Source organism: Tsukamurella pulmonis (assembly GCF_900103175.1).
In the GTDB taxonomy this organism is placed as follows: domain Bacteria; phylum Actinomycetota; class Actinomycetes; order Mycobacteriales; family Mycobacteriaceae; genus Tsukamurella; species Tsukamurella pulmonis.
Genome location: NZ_FNLF01000002.1, coordinates 4,047,927 through 4,063,202, shown reverse-complemented (window position 1 = coordinate 4,063,202; position 15,276 = coordinate 4,047,927). Strand labels below are relative to the sequence as shown.

Annotated in this window: 17 protein-coding genes and 3 pseudogenes; 11 read left to right on the top strand and 9 right to left on the bottom strand. The window is 71.1% G+C overall.

Features of this window, described 5'->3' with window-relative positions:
- Positions 1 to 273 precede the first annotated feature (273 nt).
- From BLQ62_RS19990 to BLQ62_RS19980, 3 genes and pseudogenes are all read right to left on the bottom strand, one after another.
- Positions 274 to 702, bottom strand: a pseudogene (locus BLQ62_RS19990) (dihydroxyacetone kinase subunit DhaK); the annotation flags it as partial.
- A gap of 9 nt (positions 703 to 711) precedes the next feature.
- Complete coding sequence (locus tag BLQ62_RS19985) at positions 712 to 1,143, bottom strand: SixA phosphatase family protein (RefSeq protein WP_068564416.1); 432 nt, start codon at positions 1,141 to 1,143, stop codon at positions 712 to 714.
- Positions 1,144 to 1,154: 11 nt separating this feature from the next.
- Positions 1,155 to 1,607 carry a SixA phosphatase family protein gene (locus BLQ62_RS19980; RefSeq protein ID WP_068527956.1) on the bottom strand — a complete coding sequence of 151 codons (453 nt, stop codon included), beginning with the start codon at positions 1,605 to 1,607 and terminating at the stop codon, positions 1,155 to 1,157.
- A 40-nt stretch (positions 1,608 to 1,647) separates the two neighbouring features.
- On the opposite strand from BLQ62_RS19980, the gene BLQ62_RS19975 reads away from it, so the two are divergent.
- Genes BLQ62_RS19975 through BLQ62_RS19965 form a run of 3 tightly spaced genes read left to right on the top strand, consistent with a single transcriptional unit; the run spans position 1,648 to position 2,753 of the window.
- A complete protein-coding gene (locus BLQ62_RS19975) occupies positions 1,648 to 1,860 on the top strand; it encodes a hypothetical protein (protein ID WP_068527960.1) in 213 nt (70 codons plus the stop codon).
- A gap of 3 nt (positions 1,861 to 1,863) precedes the next feature.
- Positions 1,864 to 2,220 carry an RNA-binding S4 domain-containing protein gene (locus BLQ62_RS19970; RefSeq protein WP_068564418.1) on the top strand — a complete coding sequence of 119 codons (357 nt, stop codon included), beginning with the start codon at positions 1,864 to 1,866 and terminating at the stop codon, positions 2,218 to 2,220.
- The gene (locus tag BLQ62_RS19965) at positions 2,217 to 2,753 is read left to right on the top strand and encodes a GNAT family N-acetyltransferase (protein ID WP_068564419.1); all 537 of its coding nucleotides are present in this window, start codon (positions 2,217 to 2,219) and stop codon (positions 2,751 to 2,753) included. The genes BLQ62_RS19970 and BLQ62_RS19965 overlap by 4 nt, the downstream gene beginning before the upstream one ends.
- On the opposite strand, the gene BLQ62_RS19960 is transcribed toward BLQ62_RS19965, so the two are convergent.
- The 4 genes from BLQ62_RS19960 to BLQ62_RS19945 are packed head-to-tail and all read right to left on the bottom strand — an operon-like array spanning position 2,648 to position 5,916.
- Entirely contained in the window at positions 2,648 to 4,273 is a 1,626-nt protein-coding gene (locus tag BLQ62_RS19960) for an adenylate/guanylate cyclase domain-containing protein (RefSeq protein ID WP_068564420.1), read from the bottom strand. The genes BLQ62_RS19965 and BLQ62_RS19960 overlap by 106 nt on opposite strands.
- Before the next feature lie 20 nt (positions 4,274 to 4,293).
- The gene (locus BLQ62_RS19955) at positions 4,294 to 5,067 is read right to left on the bottom strand and encodes an enoyl-CoA hydratase (RefSeq protein WP_068564422.1); all 774 of its coding nucleotides are present in this window, start codon (positions 5,065 to 5,067) and stop codon (positions 4,294 to 4,296) included.
- A gap of 16 nt (positions 5,068 to 5,083) precedes the next feature.
- Positions 5,084 to 5,569 carry an SRPBCC family protein gene (locus BLQ62_RS19950; RefSeq protein ID WP_068527976.1) on the bottom strand — a complete coding sequence of 162 codons (486 nt, stop codon included), beginning with the start codon at positions 5,567 to 5,569 and terminating at the stop codon, positions 5,084 to 5,086.
- Positions 5,566 to 5,916, bottom strand: coding sequence for an ArsR/SmtB family transcription factor (locus tag BLQ62_RS19945; RefSeq protein WP_068527979.1), 351 nt, complete (start codon positions 5,914 to 5,916; stop codon positions 5,566 to 5,568). Before BLQ62_RS19945 ends, BLQ62_RS19950 begins: the two co-directional genes overlap by 4 nt.
- A gap of 210 nt (positions 5,917 to 6,126) precedes the next feature.
- Between BLQ62_RS19945 and BLQ62_RS19940 the strand changes: the two genes are divergently transcribed.
- The 4 genes and pseudogenes from BLQ62_RS19940 (at position 6,127) to BLQ62_RS19925 (ending at position 9,778) form a co-directional block, all read left to right on the top strand.
- On the top strand, positions 6,127 to 7,566 hold the full coding sequence (locus tag BLQ62_RS19940) for an ABC transporter substrate-binding protein/permease (RefSeq protein ID WP_082756223.1): 1,440 nt from the start codon (positions 6,127 to 6,129) through the stop codon (positions 7,564 to 7,566).
- Positions 7,563 to 8,318, top strand: a complete 756-nt coding sequence (locus tag BLQ62_RS19935) for an amino acid ABC transporter ATP-binding protein (protein ID WP_068564424.1) — start codon at positions 7,563 to 7,565, stop codon at positions 8,316 to 8,318. The genes BLQ62_RS19940 and BLQ62_RS19935 overlap by 4 nt, the downstream gene beginning before the upstream one ends.
- Positions 8,319 to 8,369: 51 nt before the next feature.
- The gene (locus tag BLQ62_RS19930) at positions 8,370 to 9,005 is read left to right on the top strand and encodes an MSMEG_1061 family FMN-dependent PPOX-type flavoprotein (RefSeq protein ID WP_068527983.1); all 636 of its coding nucleotides are present in this window, start codon (positions 8,370 to 8,372) and stop codon (positions 9,003 to 9,005) included.
- Positions 8,992 to 9,778, top strand: a pseudogene (locus tag BLQ62_RS19925) (PhzF family phenazine biosynthesis protein). Before BLQ62_RS19930 ends, BLQ62_RS19925 begins: the two are co-directional and overlap by 14 nt.
- Before the next feature lie 7 nt (positions 9,779 to 9,785).
- Here the strand turns inward: BLQ62_RS19925 and BLQ62_RS19920 are convergent.
- Positions 9,786 to 10,940, bottom strand: coding sequence for an N-acetylglucosamine-6-phosphate deacetylase (locus BLQ62_RS19920; RefSeq protein ID WP_068527990.1), 1,155 nt, complete (start codon positions 10,938 to 10,940; stop codon positions 9,786 to 9,788).
- A complete protein-coding gene (locus BLQ62_RS19915) occupies positions 10,937 to 12,172 on the bottom strand; it encodes a PTS transporter subunit EIIC (protein WP_068527995.1) in 1,236 nt (411 codons plus the stop codon). Before BLQ62_RS19915 ends, BLQ62_RS19920 begins: the two co-directional genes overlap by 4 nt.
- Positions 12,173 to 12,273: 101 nt before the next feature.
- Here BLQ62_RS19915 and BLQ62_RS19910 point away from each other — a divergent pair.
- From BLQ62_RS19910 to BLQ62_RS24235, 4 genes and pseudogenes are all read left to right on the top strand, one after another.
- Positions 12,274 to 12,507: pseudogene (locus tag BLQ62_RS19910) on the top strand (PTS sugar transporter subunit IIB); the annotation flags it as partial.
- Positions 12,504 to 12,959: a PTS sugar transporter subunit IIA gene (locus tag BLQ62_RS19905; protein WP_068528000.1), complete on the top strand. Its 456-nt coding sequence runs from the start codon at positions 12,504 to 12,506 to the stop codon at positions 12,957 to 12,959. The pseudogene BLQ62_RS19910 and the gene BLQ62_RS19905, both read left to right, overlap by 4 nt.
- A 160-nt stretch (positions 12,960 to 13,119) precedes the next feature.
- Positions 13,120 to 14,394 carry a DUF445 domain-containing protein gene (locus BLQ62_RS19900; protein WP_068528004.1) on the top strand — a complete coding sequence of 425 codons (1,275 nt, stop codon included), beginning with the start codon at positions 13,120 to 13,122 and terminating at the stop codon, positions 14,392 to 14,394.
- Positions 14,391 to 15,221, top strand: coding sequence for an Abi-alpha family protein (locus BLQ62_RS24235; RefSeq protein WP_231857538.1), 831 nt, complete (start codon positions 14,391 to 14,393; stop codon positions 15,219 to 15,221). The genes BLQ62_RS19900 and BLQ62_RS24235 overlap by 4 nt, the downstream gene beginning before the upstream one ends.
- Positions 15,222 to 15,276: the final 55 nt, after the last annotated feature.

Below are 15,276 nucleotides of genomic sequence, written 5' to 3'. Positions count from 1 at the left end.
CCCGCCCCGCCACCCCACCGAGTGCACCCGCGGGCAGCCTGACAGTGCCGCGCGGGGGACGAACACGTCGACCTCCGAGCTCTCACCCCAGCGGCCCGAGACCGTCCGCGCAATGCCCGAGCCATGCGTCCGACGCATGACTCGCTGCTCGAAAAACGTCTCTGAACTGCGTGTTCGCGGGCATGCGTCCCGCGCATGGCTGTCGGGAGCAACCATCGCCCCGGCCCCGGCCCCGGCCCCGGCCCCGGCCCCGGGGCCCGGGGTGTCCTCGGTGGCGACGTCGTCGTCGACGATGACCACGTCGGTGGCGACGGCGGGGGCCCCGCCGTCCGGCGCGGCGACGAGGCGGCGGGCGACGGCGAAGTTCATCACGTCGCCGGTGTAGTTCTTCACGATGTGCAGGACGCCGGCGCCGGTGTCCACGGCGCGGGTCGCGGCGGCCACCTGCACCGCGTTGGGGGAGGTGAAGATCAGCCCGGGGCAGGCCGCGTCGAGCAGGCCGGCGCCGATGAGGCCGACGTGCATCGGCTCGTGGCCGGAGCCGCCGCCCGAGACCAGGGCGACGCCGGTGGCGCGGGGTGTGCGGCGGGCGACGAAGCCGCCGTCGTGCCAGGTCGCGTCGGGGTGGGCCGCGAGGAGGCCCCGCAGACCGTCGGTGAACAGGGATCCGGCGGAGTTCTCGAACCGTGCGCGTTGGGTCACGGCCCCACGTTAGCGAGGGATGTGCAGCTCCGCGCGGCCTTCCCGGACGACCGTGAACGCCGAGGTGGGGAACTTGGCGAAGGTGAACGTGGGGTCGAGGATCTGGGCGGCCTCGGGCAGGCCGGGGTCGTGCCCGACGACCAGCACCGTCGCGTGATCACCCCGCTCGGCCTCGACGATGGCGAGGATCTCCGCGCCCGTCGCGCCGTACAGATCCGGCAGGTACCGCACCGGCGCGTCGATCGCCGCCTGCTCCAGAGTCGCGCGGGCGCGCTCCGCGGTCGAGCACAGCACCAGGTCCACCGTGTGGCCGAACCGGCGGATCGCCTTGCCAGCGAGGCCGGCCTGCCGGACGCCGCGCGGGGCGAGCGGCCTATCGTGATCCTTCACCTTGTCGGGGTACGCGGACTTGCCGTGCCGCAGCAGGATCAGGGTGTCCATGAACGGACATCCTACGGGGTGTACCAGGACCGCAGCCGCCCCGAACCGGGCGCCGCCGGGCCGTCGTCGAGGTCGAGCAGGACGACGGTGCCGGGCGTGAACGAGGGCGGCTCGGCGGCGGGATCGAGCTGCGCGGCGGCCTCCGGCAGGCCGGGGAAGTGCGCCACCACGAGCAGCACCGCCACATCGCCCGGGACGCCGTTGATCTCGTCGAGGATCCGGCGGCCCGGGCACTCGTAGAGCGCGTCGGTGGCGGTCATCGGGCAGCGCAGACCGGTGGCGTGGAAGGTCTCGACGGTGCGCCGCGCGGACGAGACCAGCGCGTGCCCCGGCTCGAGCCCCTGCTCCGCGAGCCAGGCGGCGGACCGCGCGGCCTGTTCGCGCCCGTGCGCGCTGATCGGGCGGGCCTCGTCGGGGACCGACAGGGGCGCTTCTCCGTGTCGCAGCAGTGCCAGCACCGTCATGCCCCGATCTTGCCCTGCCGGGAATGCGTACATTGGTGACATGGCAGGAAAAGAGCTCGATCCGGCCCGCAAGCAGGCGGCGCTGGACGTGGTGAAGCAGCACCCCGGGATGGTCGCGGCGATGGCTGCGCCGGCGGTGATCATCGTGGCGGTCGGGTGGGTCTTCGGCGGCGCGGGCGTGGGCCTGCTGCTGCTGGTCGCGTTCGGCGTTCTCGGCGCGGTCGGCCTCTCGCGGCTGCTCCGCGCGCGCTGAGCCGTGCGGGTCGACGCCTGGCTGTGGGCGGTGCGGCTGACCAAGACGCGGTCGGCCGCCGCCACCGCCTGTCGCGGCGGGCACGTGCGCGTCAACGGCGCCACCGCCAAACCCGCGCAGCACATCGTGGTGGGCGACGAGGTGCGCCTGCGGCTGGGCGGCCGGGAGCGGATCGTCGAGGTCGCCACGCTGATCCCCAAGCGCGTGGGCGCGCCGATCGCCGCCACCTGCTACCTCGACCACAGCCCGCCCCCGCCGCCGCGGGAGATCGTGCTGTCCATGCCCCAGCGCGACCGCGGCGCCGGCCGCCCCACCAAGCGCGAGCGGCGCGAGACCGACAGACTCCTGGGGAGAGAATGACCACCACCGAGCCGCGCGTGCGGCGCGCCGCCGCCGACGAGGCCGCGGCGATCGCGGCCCTCGCCGCCCGCACCTTCCCCCTGGCGTGCCCGCCCACCCTCGCGCCCGAGCACATCGCGGACTTCGTGGCGACCCACCTCAGCGAGACCCAGTTCGCCCGGCACCTGGGCGATCCCGCGCACCGCGTCCTCGTCGTCGACGGTGCGGACGGCCCCGTCGGGTACGCCCTGGTGCTGCGCGGCGCGCACGAGGAGGCGCCGGAGGCGCTGCGCGGGGCACCGTCGGCCTACCTGTCCAAGCTCTACGTCGACCCGGAGCAGCACGGCGGCGGGGTGGCGCGCGCCCTGCTCGACGCGGTCCGCGCCGACGCGGCGGGCCTGCCCGTGTGGCTCGGCGTCAACGCCGACAACGCCCGGGCGAAGCGGTTCTACGCCAAGTCGGGCTTCGTCTCGGCCGGGGTGCGCGAGTTCACCGTCGGCGGCACCACGTTCGTCGACGACGTGCTCGTGCTCGCCGAGACCGTGGGGGCGTAGAGCCGGGTCAGCTCGTCGCGCCCGCGCAGCTCCAGCTCGTCCGCGAAACACCAGTGCTGCGATTCGGCCTCGCGGGCGCCCATGATCGCGGGCTCGGAGGCCACGGGCAGGGAGGTGTCGCGCTTGGCGACCTCGGACAGGCGCGCGGACTCGTTGACCGGATCGCCGATCACTGTGAACTCGTAGCGCTCGATGGCGCCCACGTTGCCCGCGACCACCACGCCGTAGGAGACGCCGATGCCCGCGCGCAGATCGGGGACGGCCGCGGGCAGCCGCGCCGCGATCATTCGTGCGGCCCGCAGCGCGCCGCCCGCCGGGTCCGGGTGGGGAAGGGGCGCGCCGAACACGGCGAGCACCGCGTCGCCCTCGAACTTGTTGACCAGGCCGTCGTTCTCCTCGACGGCGGTCACGATCACCTCGAAGAAGCGGTTGAGCAGTTCCACCACCTCGGTCGCCGGGCGCTGCCGCGCCAGCGTCGTGGAGCCCACGACGTCGACGAAGAGCACGCCCACGACCTGCTCGGAGCCGCCCAGCTGCACACCCAGCCCCAGCGCCGACTCGGCGACGTCGCGGCCCACGTGCCGGCCGAACAGGTCGCGCAGCCGCTCCCGTTCGGCCAGGCCCGCGGTCATCTCGTTGAACCCCGCCTGCAGCTCGCCCATGTCGGAGCCGTCGAAGATCCGCACGGCGACGTCGGTCTCGCCGTCGCGCACCCGGCGGATCGCGTTGCCCAGCACGCGCAGCGGTGCGGCGAGGGCGTCGATGTTGAGCAGGCTGATGAGCGGTCCGGTCAGGAGCGCGATCGCGGCCAGCGCGGCGACGGCGACGAAGATGTCGAGCTTGCTCGTGTCGTCGCGGAAGGTGCCGAAGAGCACCACGAGGAAGATGCCCAGGATCGGCACCCCGGAGCCGATGGCCCACGCGGTGGCCGCCCGCATCCGCAGCCGGCCCTTGCGGCGCGCGCGGTACCCGGCCTCCAGCGCCTGCGCCGCCGCGGGCCGCAGCGCGAACTCCGTGATCTGGTACGAGATGGCGCACACCACGACCCCGGACAGACCCGTGACCAGTGCGATCTTCGGGATGAGATCGGGGTCGATGGTGCCGTAGCCGACGGTCATGACCACCGTGCCGACGCCCCAGAGCAGTGCCTGCAGGGCCGTGAGCCGCCACGGGCCGACGATCGCGGCCTTCGCCTGCGCGGCGTTCGGCTCCTCCCGCCGGATGGACCAGCGCAGCGAGCGGACCAGCCGGACGGTGCCGATCGTCGTGCCGAGGACGAAGGCGATCCCGATGTACGCAGGGACCACCAGATAGTTCATCCACCACGCGTCCCAGGGGATGGACGGCTCGGGGATGCCGACGGTGGCCAGCGCGATGGCCAGGCCCACGCCGATCAGGTTGGCGACGATCACGCCGATCGTGATGACCAGCTGGACCCGCACCCGCGTCAGCCGCGAGCTGTCGTCGGCGGACCCGAGGAGGATCGACCCGTAGTCGGCGCGGAGCCGGGGCAGCTTCATGCTGCTAAGTTACCGGGTCGTCACCGCCAGACGGGAGAGCGTTTCTCCAGGAACGCGGTCATCCCCTCCTGCGCGTCGGGGATCACCGCATTGGTCGCCATCACCTCGGCCATCGCGGCGTAGGCGTCCGGCTCGGTGCGGTCGATCTGGTCGTAGAAGGCGCGCTTGCCGATCGCCAGCGTCTCGCCGCTGGACGTGGCGATGCGCTGCGCGAGGTCGGTCACCGTCGTCTCCAGGAGATCCGCGGGCACGGCGGCGTTGATCAGGCCCCATTCGACGGCGGTCTCGGCGTTGATCATCTCGCCCGTGAGCAGCATCTGCATGGCGCGCTTGCGGCCGATCGCGCGGGTGAGCGGGATCATCGGCGTGGAGCAGAACAGCCCGATCTTCACGCCCGGAGTGGAGAAGCGGGCGTCGGCGGCGGCGACCGCCAGGTCGCAGGTCGCGACGAGCTGGCAGCCCGCGGCGAGCGCCATGCCCTGCACCTGGGCGATGACCGGTTGCCGCGCGCGGTGCACCGCCGCCATGAGATCGGTGCAGGCGGCGAAGATCTCACGCTCCTCATCGAGGGTGCGGCCGACCATCTCGCTCAGGTCGTGCCCCGCCGAGAACGCCGGCCCCTCGGCGCGGATCACGATGACCCGCACCGCGGGGTCGGCGTCGAATCGCTCGAGCGCGGCGGTGGCCTCCCGCATGGTGGCCAGCGAGAGCGGGTTGCGCCGGGCGGCGGCGCCGAGGGTGAGCACCCCCAGGCCGTCGGCGACGTGCGTGCGAATCGGTGCGGCGTCCGTCATGCCTCGACGGTAACCACTACACCTCGCCGGCCGCGAGCAGTTCGTCGAGCTTGGCGTAGCCGTCGTTGATGCCCTTCTCCATGCCGCTGGCGAGCATGCCGTCCCGGCTCTCGAAGCTGTCGAGCAGCGAGACGGAGTGCATCCGGGTGCGGCCGTCGCCGAGATCCTCGAAGGTCATGGTCTCGAGCGAGACCGACTCGGGCCACTCGTCGAAGGTGAAGGTCTGCACGATCCGGTTCTCCCCGACGTCGTGGAAGCTGCCGTGGAAGGAGTAGCGCTCGTCGCCGCGCGTGTTGAGGTACGCCCAGCTGCCGCCGGTGCGCGCGTCCCAGTGCACGATCTCGGTGTCGATGTCCGACGGTCCCACCCAGCGCGCGTAGAGCTCGGGGTCGGTGTGGGCGCGGAACAGCTGCGCCGGCGTCGCGTGGAAGTCGCGGGTGATGGTGATGGTGGGAAGGGTGGCGGAGGCCTCGATGCCGGCCTCGGCGTTGACGTTGGTCATGATGCTGCTCCTCGTTCTGTGGGGTTCTCTTCGTCGTTCATGTCCGCCAGCACCGCGTCGAGGCGCTGGTAGCGCTGCTCGGCGCGGCGGCGGTACCGCTCGATCCACCCGTTCATGAGGTCGAAGACCTCGGCCTCGAGGTGGGCCGGGCGCGCCTGGGCGCGGCGGGTCCTGCTGATCAGGCCGGCGTTCTCCAGCACGGTCAGGTGCTTGGAGACGGCCTGGATGCTCACGTCGTAGCGCTCCGCGATCTCGGTGAGCGTGGCGTCGCCGTCCGCGAGGCGGGCGACGATGTCGCGGCGCGTGGGGTCCGCCAGTGCGGCGAACGCCTTGGACAGGTCGTCGATGTCGTCGTTCGTGGTGCACCTCCTCTGTGTTCAACCTCTTTGTTGAATACGACGGTACGCCCCTTGCGCGACTTGTTCAACCCCCAGGTTGAAAAAGATTCGATGGGGCCGTCGCCCCACGCCGTGACCCGCGCGATGCTAAGAACGACGCATGGATGAGGCCGCCCCTCCTGACGACGCCCGTGCCGGTCTCGCCGCCGAGGCGGCCCGGTGACCGCGGCGCGCCGCCTGCTCCTGGCGCTGCTCGCGCTGCTGGTGGCGCTCGCCCCGCTGCCCGCGGCGCAGGCCGATCCGGCGCCCCCGCCGGGCGGCGTGCTGCGGGTGGGCACCGAGGGCGTCTACCAGGTGTACAGCTACCACGACGACGCCGGGAGACTCACCGGCTACGACGTGGAGATGATCGAGGCGATCGGCGAGAAGATCGGCCGGCGCGTGGAATTCGTCGAGACGCCCTTCGACTCGATGTTCGCGGCGCTGGAGTCGAACCGCTTCGATCTCGTGGCCAACCAGGTGGCCTCGACCCCCGAGCGCGCGGCGAAGTACGACCTCTCCGACGTCTACCAGCAGGCCGGCGGCGCGATCCTGGTGCGCAAGGACGACGATTCGGTGCGCTCCCTCGCCGACATCCGCGGCAAGGTCGCGGCGCAGAGTGCGACCAGCAGCTGGTCGCGGGTCGCGGAACAGGCGGGCGCACGGATCGAGGCGGTCGCCGGGTTCACCGAGGCCGTCACCCTGCTCGCGCAGGGCCGGGTGGACGTGGTGGTCAACGACTCCGGCGTCATCCGCAACTACCTCGCCGTCAACCACGCCGCGACGGTGAAGATCGCGGGCGAGACCCCGGACAAGGCGGACTCGGTGTTCGCCGCCCGCAAGGGATCCGGGCTGATGCCGGAGATCAACCGGGGACTGGCTGCGATCCGCGCCGACGGCACGGCCGACCGCATCTCGACGAAGTACTTCGGCACCGACCAGGAGGCCTCGCAGCGAAGCAGTACGTGGGATCTGGTGCGACGCAACCTGGTGCCGCTGCTCAAGGCCGCGGTCACCAAGACGCTGCCGCTCACCGCGATCAGCTTCGTGATCGGTCTCGCGATCGCGCTGGCCGTCGCGCTGGCCCGGATGTCGCAGCGGCGACCGCTGCGGGCGCTGGCCGCCGCCTACGTCTCGATCATCCGCGGCACCCCGCTCCTGGTGCAGCTCGTGATCATCTTCTACGGACTGCCGGCCGCGGGGCTGGTCTTCGACCCGTTCTTCGCGGCCGTGATCGCCTTCTCGCTCAACGTGGGCGGCTACGCGGCGGAGATCATCCGCGCCGCCATCGGCGCGGTCCCGCGCGGGCAGTGGGAGGCGGCCACCACGATCGGCATGGACTACGGCACCGCGCTGCGCCGGATCATCCTGCCGCAGGCCGCGCGCACCGCGACCCCGCCGCTCGCCAACACCCTGCTCTCCCTGGTCAAGGACACCTCGCTGGCCTCGACCATCCTCGTCACCGAGGTCTTCCGGCAGGCGCAGATCGCCGCGGCCCCGACCTTCGACTTCTTCGTCATGTACGTCGTGGCCGCCTGCTACTACTGGGTGATCTGCCAGGTGCTCAGCATCGCCCAGACCAGGCTCGAGACCCGATTCGAAAGGTACGTGACGCGATGAGCGACCTGATCTCGGTGCGCGGCCTCACCAAGTCCTTCGGCGACGCGCAGGTGTTGCGCGGCATCGATTTCACCGTCCCGGAGGGCACCGTCACCGTCATCATCGGCCCGTCCGGATCGGGCAAGACGACGGTGCTGCGCTCGCTCAACGCACTCGAGCTGCCCGACGGGGGCACCGTCACCGTCGGCGAGGCGACGGTGGACTTCGCGGCCGGGCCGCCCGGGAAGGCGGAACTGCGGCGCTACCGCGCGCAGAGCGCGATGGTCTTCCAGGCGCACAACCTCTTTCCCCACTTCACCGCGCTGCGGAACGTGACGGAGGGGCCCGCCGTCGTGCAACGACGGCCGGCCGCCGAGGTGGAGGAGGAGGCGCGGGAGCTGCTGGCGCGGGTGGGGTTGGCCGCGCACGCCGACAAGTACCCGCACCAGCTCTCGGGCGGGCAGCAGCAGCGGGTGGGGATCGCGCGGGCGCTGGCCCTGCGGCCGCGGGTGGTGCTCTTCGACGAGCCCACCTCCGCTCTCGATCCCGAGCTCGTCGGCGACGTGCTCACCGTGATGCGCGATCTCGCGAACGAGGGCCGCACGATGGTGGTGGTGACCCACGAGATGGCCTTCGCCCGCGAGGTCGCTGATCAGGTGCTCTTCGTCGACCGCGGCGCCGTGCTGGAGGCGGGCCGCCCCGCCGACGTGATCGGCGCCCCGCAGCACGCGCGCACACGCGAGTTCCTCGACCGCATCCTGCGCCCACTCTGACCCGGCGACGGCGGTCGCCCCGTGCGTCTGCGGCGCTATAGAGTCGGCGGCATGGGGCACGTGCGCACGCCGGTGACGACGATCGAGGAGCTGCGGGCGGTGGTGCCCGAGCCCATTGCGCGGATCCGCGACAAGGCGCGGCCCGAGCTGCACGAGGTGCACCGGCTCTTCCTCGCCGCCGCCCGGCTCTACTTCGTCGCGACCTCCGGTGCCGGTGGCGATCTCGACGTCTCCCCGAAGGGGGATCCCGCCGGTGCGGTGCTGGTGCTCGACGACCGCACCCTCGCGCTGCCCGACCGCCCCGGCAACCGGCGCGTCGACGGCCTGCGCAACCTGCTGCAGGACCCGCACATCGCGATCGAGTTCGTCATCCCCGGACGCGGGGACACGCTGCGCGTCAACGGCACCGCGGCGGTGCTCGCCGACGCCCCCTACGCGCCGCGGATGGCCGTGGGGGAGAAGCTGCCGCAGCTCATCGTCGAGGTCGCGATCGACGAGGTCTTCTTCCACTGCAGCAAGGCGTTCCTGCGCTCCGAGGCGTGGGAACCGTCGACCTGGCCGACCGCGGCCGACGATCACGGCGTGCCCCGGCGCGCCGTGATCGCGAAATCCCTGGAGCGGCCGAACGACTCGCTCGAGGAGCTGGACCGCTACTACGGCCCCGGCTACGGGCGTGAGCTTTACTAGAGTCGTGCACCGCTTCCGTCAGGTCGACGTCTTCTCCTCCGAACCGCTGCTCGGCAACCCGGTGGCAGTGGTCCACGACGCCGACGACCTCACCGACGAGCAGATGGCGGCGTTCGCACGCTGGACGAACCTCAGCGAGACCACCTTCCTGCTGCGCCCGACCGATCCCGGGGCGGACTACCGGCTGCGCATCTTCACGCCCGGCGGTGAGCTGCCCTTCGCCGGGCACGCTCGTGCAGGAGTGCGGGGTCGGACTGGTGCGCCTGCGCCGCGGAGCGGAGTTGGCCTTCGCCGCGCCGCCGTTGCGCCGCAGCGGCCCGGCGGACGCGGGCACGATCGGCCGGATCGCCGCCGGCCTGCGACTGCCGGCCTCGGACGTCCTCGCCGCCGAGTGGGTGGACAACGGACCGGGCTGGGTGGGAGTGCGACTGCGCGACGCCGAGGCGGTGCTCGCGTTGGACCCGGACTTCGCCGCGATGGGCGATCTGCAGATCGGTGTCGTCGGGGCGTATCCGACGGGTGGTGACGCGGACGTCGAGGTGCGGGCCTTCTGCCCCGACCTCGCAGTGCCGGAGGACCCGGTCACCGGCTCGCTCAACGCGGGAATCGCCCAGTGGCTCATCGGAACCGGACAGCTCCCGCCGGCGTACGTCGCATCCCAGGGGACGGCGCTCGGCCGCCGCGGTCGCGTCCGCGTCGAGTCCGCCGGCGACGAGATCTGGATCGGGGGCGCCACCCGCACGACGATCCGCGGCGAGCTCGCGCTCGGCTGAGCGGATCTCAGCCGGCGGCGCCGCCGCGCAGCACGCGCAGTAGCTCCAGTTCGGCGGAGAGCTCCAACACGTCGGCCCGCAGCCCGGCGGCGAGCTCGCCGCGGTCCTTGAGGCCGAGCAGCCGCGCGGGGGTGGTGGCGCCGGCGCGGACGGCGTCGGCGAGCGGGACGCCCGAGTGCCGGACGGCGCGCACCGCCACATCGAGCACCGACGAGGTGCCACCGGCGATGGAGCCCTGAGTTCCGTCGCTCGTGGTCAGGCGGGCCACGCCGCCGCCGACGGTGACCTCGAGCGGCCCCAGCGAGTACTGGCCGTCGGGCATCCCGGCGGCCTGCATCGCGTCGGAGACCAGCGCGATGTGATCGGGACCGACCGTCGCGAAGACCATCGCGACGGTCCCGGAGGCGAGGTGCACCCCGTCGCCGATGATCTCGGCGACGGCGCGTCCCTCGCCGGCGACCCGCAGCGCGGCGCCTACGGCGCCGGGGTGCCGGTGGTGCATCGGGTGCATGCCGTTGAACAGGTGGGTGATGCTCACCGGGCCGCTCGGCGTGCCGAGCGCCGCGGCGACGGTGTCGTAATCGCCCGCGGTGTGCCCCACGGACACCACCGCGCCCGCGTCCGAGAGCTGCCGCGCCAGCACGGCGAAGTGCGCGGTCTCGGCGGCGACGGTCATCGAGCGGATCCGTCCGCCGGCCGCGTCGAGGAGGGTCGCCAGCAGCGCCGGGTCACCGTCGATGATGTAGCGCGGGTCCTGCGCCCCGCACACCTCCTGGGCGAGGAACGGCCCTTCCAGGTGCAGCCCGGCGACGGTGCCGTCGTCGACGAGCGGCGCGAGGGTCGCGATCCGCTCCAGCAGCTTCTCCGGTGCCGCCGAGACCAGTGAGGCCAGCAGGGTCGTCGTGCCGCGGCCCCGGTGGTGCGCGGCGGCCGCGCGGGCCCCGGCCTCGTCGGAGTCGGGGAAGCCGAAGCCGCCCCCGCCGTGGCAGTGCACGTCGATCATGCCGGGCAGGTACACCCGCTCCGACGGTGCCGGCACCGTCGACGCGGGGAACGCCGCCGCCGGCCCGACCTCGGCGATCAGGCCGTCGGCGAGCGCGACGACCCCGTCGTCGATCACCCCGGAGGGCGTCACGACGGTGCCGCGCAGGACCTCGGTCACGCAGTCACCTCTGCTTCCTCGTCGTCGTCTTCGCGGCCGGGGGTCTTGAGGTTCCGGCGCTTGATGATGAACGTGAACGAGAAGTAGTAGATCACGGCGTAGACGAGGCCCATCGGGATGAGCAGCAGCGGTTTGGTCGCGAGCCCGAAGTTGAGGACGTAGTCGATCGCACCCGCGGAGAAGGTGAAGCCGTGGTGGATGTCGAGCCAGTTGGCGAGGAGCAGTGAGCTGCCCGTGAGCAGCGCGTGCACGATGAGCAGCGGCCAGGCCACGAAGATGAAGGAGAACTCGAGCGGCTCGGTGATGCCGGTGAGGAAGCTGGTCAGCGCGACCGAGAGCATGATGCCGCCGACCACCTTGCGGTTCTCGGGCCTCGCGCAGCGGTAGATCGCGAAGGCGGCGGCGGGAAGGCCGAACATCATGATCGGGAAGAAGCCCGTCATGAAGGTGCCCGCGGTGGGGTCGCCCTGCAGGAAGCGCGAGATGTCGCCGTGCACCACCTCGCCGGAGGAACTGGTGTAGTCGCCGAGCACGAACCAGACGACCGAGTTGATGATGTGGTGCAGGCCCAGTGGCAGCAGCAGCCGGTTGACCGCGCCGAAGACGCCGCCGCCGACCACCGAGTGCTCCGCCACCCAGGTGCCGAGGCCCGTGAGGGCCCAGTTGAAGATCGGGTAGAGGAAGGACATGACGACGCCGACGACGATGGCACCGGACGCGGTGAGGATGGGGACGAGGCGGCGACCGGAGAAGAAGCCGATGTAGTCGGGCAGCTTGGTCTTGTAGTACCGCTGCCACAGCATCGCCGACATGATGCCGATGACGATGCCGCCGAGCACGCCGTAGTCGACCAGCGCCTGGTCGCCCTTGTCGTCGACCTTGCCCGCGAGCACGACCGGCGACATGGCCTTCTCGACCGCCTGGAAGGAGAGGTAGCCGACCAGCGCGGCGAGCGCGGTGGAGCCGTCGGCCTTCTTCGCCCAGCCGATGGCGATGCCGACCGCGAAGAGGATCGCCAGGTTGCTGATCAGCGCGTTGCCGGCGCCGCCGATGACCGCCGCCACCGTCTTCATCGACGACCAGCGGCCGAGGAGGTCGTCTTGGCCGAGCCTGGTGAGCAGGCCCGCGGCGGGGAGCACCGCGATGGGCAGCATCAGGCTGCGGCCGAGTTTCTGGAGACCGCTCAGATCGAGCCGTCGTGCTGATATACCGGATCCGGATGAGGAACTCATATTTCGCTCCTGTCGAGGGACGAGTCCACTAGGGTGACGACAGGTTATAACCAGTTCGGCCCGGCGCGAGCCGGTTTCCCCGAACCTCCGCAGAAAGGGCGGCAGGCATGTCGAAGGCGCAGGACATCGTGAACGGACTCGGCGGGGCCGACAACATCGAGGAGGTGGAGGGCTGCATCACCCGGCTCCGGTGCGAGGTCAAGGACACCGGCCTCGTGGACCAGGCGGCGCTGAAGAAGCTCTCGCACGGCGTGATGGTCGCGGGATCGGCCGTGCAGGTCGTCGTCGGGCCGACCGCCGACGCGCTCGCCGAGGAAGTGCAGGACCTCCTGTGACCGAGGTGCTCGCGCCCGTCGCCGGGCGGCTCCTGCCGCTCTCGGCGGTGCCGGACGAGGTCTTCGCCGGCGAGATGGTGGGCTCGGGCGTCGCCATCGAGCCGTCGGTCCCCGCCGACGGTGCCGAGGCCGTCGTCGTCGCCCCGGTGACCGGGACCGTGCTGAAGTTGCACCCCCACGCCGCGATCATCCTGGCTAGCGACGGAGTCGGCGTGCTGGTGCACATCGGCATCGACACTGTGAACCTGAATGGCGAAGGCTTCACGCTGCTCGCGGCCGAGAAGGCGACAGTGAGCGCGGGCGATCCGCTGATCTCGTTCTCGCCGTCCGTCATCCGTGATCGAGGGCTCAGTGCCATCTGTCCCGTCGTGGTCATGGATTCCCAACCCGGGTCGATTACGAATCTCGAAGAACGTGATGTGGCAACAGGAGATGTGATCTTTACTGTCTGAACGCCGGCCCGCCCGCCGGTGTTCATCTGGTCACAGTGATCGATTGGAGGGGTAATCCTCTCACTATCTTGAGTACCGTGACTGCGGATGTTGTGGAACGGGGGAAAGGTGGACGACCTGTGGTGAGCTCGACGGGACGCCTCGGCAAGGGGGCGGTGCCTTGGACGCGAACCTGATCCAGCACCTCATCACCGTTCCGCTGTTCACCGGGATCATCGGGTACATCACCAACTGGACCGGCGTGCTGATGCTCTTCGAGCCGAAGCGCTTCTACGGGATCAAGGTGCCCGGCGTGGCCACGCTGTACCCGCTGCTGCCGCGCCGCGTGCAGGTGATCCCCGCGATCCAGCCGGACGGCCGGGTGGGGTGGCAGGGCATCGTGCCCTCCCGGGCCGAGAAGATGGCGAGCATCGCCGTCGACAAATCACTCAACAAGGTCGGCAGCATCGCCGAGTTCTACGAGGTGATGGATCCCGAGCACGTCTCCGAGGTCCTCACCCGCGCGTCGCTGCCGATGATCCCCTCCATCGTGGAATCGGTGATGCAGCGCGAGAATCCGCGGCTGTGGTACTCGCTGCCCGAGGACGTCAAGCTCCTCGTCTACCGCCGGGTCTCGGCGTCACTGCCCAAGGACGTCCGCAAGATCACCTCGACCATCGGCGAGAACATCGACGACTACATCGACGCCAAGCTGATGGTCATCCGGTACCTGACGAACAACCCGTCGGTGCTCAAGGACATCTTCTACAACATGGGTCGCAAGGAGCTGAAGTTCATGCAGAACTTCGGCTTCTACTTCGGCTTCCCGATGGGCTTCCTGCTCGTCGCGCTGCTGCACTTCTTCCCGTACTGGTGGCTGCTGCCGCTCGGCGGGATCGTCATCGGCTACGTCGTCAACTACATCGGCATCCTGATGATCTTCGAGCCGATCCACCCCACGTGGTGGGTGCCGTGGAAGCAGGGCCTGTTCCTCAAGCGGAAGAAGGAGATCGCCGAGCAGTACGCCATCGTCATGGCCGACAAGGTGATCACCATCGAGAACATCTGCGACGAGCTGCTGCACGGGCCGCGCTCCGACCGCACGCGCGCCACCGTCGAGACGGTGCTGCGCGACTCGATCGACAACGCCGCCGGCTGGGCCCGCGGCTTCGTCAAGCTCTCGGTCGGCTCCGAGGCCTACGACCGGGTGCCGCAGCTCGTGGGGGCCGAGGCCCTCAAGGTCGCGCAGGCCACGGTCAGCGAGCCGAAGTTCGTGGCCGAGCAGCAGACCAAGGTCCGCGAGTTCGTGACGGAGCGGATGAATCTGCTCGGGCCGGAGGACCTCAGTGAGCTGCTCCGGTCGGCGATCAAGCAGGACGAGTGGCTGCTGTTCCTGCACGGCGCGGTGCTCGGCTCGTTCGCCGGGTTCCTCCATCTAGCGATATTCGGGGTGTGACAGACGTGAGTGAGAAGTCCCGTTCCTCTGCGGCGGCCGGCGGCGAGGACGCCGAGGAGACCCGCGAGCTCGCGGTGCGCGACGGGGGCGAGGTCGCCGAGGCGGAGAAGCAGGAGTCCGGTGGCCTCCTGGGACGGCTCGGCCGCGTCTCCAACTCCGCCTTCAGCGTGACCCGGGAGCTCGGCGGATCGGCGCAGCGCCTGACCCAGCAGTTCGTCAGCGAGGCCGGCCACCTCGTGGACGTCGCGCTCACCACCGAGGTCGCGCCGCGCGTCGTCGTGCACGGCGAGGTCGTCGACGAGGACGACGATCACGAACCCGAGCCCGTCGCCACGCCCGACGAGCTGCGCCGCACGGGCGATCGCCTGCTCGCCCAGTCCGCCGAGCCCGCGGCCGCGCAGATGCCGCACCCGGCCTACGAGCACATCCTCACGCAGCTCTCGCCCGACGAGGCCCGCATTCTGCGGCTGCTGTTCAACGACGGTGCGCAGCCTGCGATCGACGTGCGCACCAACCGCCCGTTCGGCGTGGGCGCCGAGACGGTGGCGGCGGGCGTGTCGATGATCCCCGAGGTCGCCGGGTGCCGGCAGCCGGACCGGATCGCCGCGTACCTGGGCAACCTTCACCGCCTCGGCCTGATCTGGTTCTCCAAGGAGCAGGTCGATGTGCGGCGCTACGAACTGCTGCAGGTGCAGCCGCAGGTCATCGACGCGATCAGCCGCGCCGGCCGGTACGCCAAGTCCGTGCGACGGCGGATCGAGATCACGCCCTTCGGCCGCGACTTCTACAGCACCTGCTTCTCCCCGTCGTCCGGCTTCACGAACTAGCGGCGCCGCCCGCGCGGCCTCCGCCGTGCGGGCGACCTCACCCCTCGTGTGATAG